Source organism: Paracoccus sp. DMF, assembly GCF_004407025.1.
Lineage (GTDB): Bacteria > Pseudomonadota > Alphaproteobacteria > Rhodobacterales > Rhodobacteraceae > Paracoccus > Paracoccus aminovorans_B.
The window spans coordinates 1-807 of record NZ_SOKV02000170.1 but is presented as its reverse complement, the minus strand read 5'-3'; the positions used below and the strand labels follow the sequence as shown (position 1 = coordinate 807).

Annotated in this window: 1 protein-coding gene and 1 pseudogene; both read right to left on the bottom strand. The window is 69.6% G+C overall.

What is annotated here, in order from left to right:
* Nucleotides 1–117: 117 nt before the first annotated feature.
* Nucleotides 118–498, bottom strand: coding sequence for a head decoration protein (locus tag E3D03_RS21025; RefSeq protein WP_263568556.1), 381 nt, complete (start codon nt 496–498; stop codon nt 118–120).
* 56 nt (nt 499–554) lie between these two features.
* A pseudogene (locus E3D03_RS21020) lies at nt 555–807 on the bottom strand (S49 family peptidase); the annotation flags it as partial.

Genomic DNA, 807 nt, shown 5'->3' with positions numbered 1-807 from the left:
GTTGATGGCCTGCGTCATCTCGGCCAGCGAATAACCGCCAGCGTCGAAGGGATTGCGGACGATGGTCATGGTGGGGCTCCGGGGGATGAGGGGATGGGCGCGGCCGGGTGGGCTGCGTCAGACGCCGTCGCGGGCGATGATGCCGACGGTGGCCAGCTGGGTGATCTTTGCGGCGATCTTGGCCGCGTCGTTGACGGTGGCCTCGTAGGCGAGGGCGGCGCGCGAGACGATGGCGGGGCCACGGGTGACCACGATGCCCACGGCGTCTGCCAGCGTGGCGTTCACCGGGTAGAGCAGGACGGCGACTGCGGTTTGCGAACCATCGGCCCCGGTCGCGGGCGAGAGGGTGTATTTGCCGCTGGCCGTGATGCGCCCCAGGACCGACCCTGCCGGATAGGACAGGCCAAGCTGCAGGGTGATCACCTCGCGGGTGTAGTTCGGGTTGACCTCGTATTTGAGGACATCGCCCATGCTGGGCGGATCCGTCAGGACGGGCATGGTTCAGTCTCCAGGATGTTGGGGGAAGGGGGGCGCCCGATCTGGGCAGTGCGCGATCAGCGCGAGGCGGCGGCCGATTTCTTGGCTGCCGCCACGATGGGGCTTTCCTTCGCGCCCGCCGCCGGGGCGGTGGCGATGATGCCCGCGGCATCGCTTCGGGCGGCGAGATCGGCCAGCACCTTGGCGCGCAACGCTTCGGGTTTCACACCCTTGGCGACGGCTTCGGCGGCGTCGATCTGGACGCCGAGGCGCGCTGCCTGTGCGCAGACCTGTGCGACCTCGGCCGCCTCGGCGCGGATGGCTTCGGGC

Bases quoted from the DNA above. Each gene is read 5' to 3' on its own strand.
- E3D03_RS21025 (WP_263568556.1), bottom strand. From the start codon at position 498: ATGCCCGTCCTGACGGATCCGCCCAGCATGGGCGATGTCCTCAAATAC.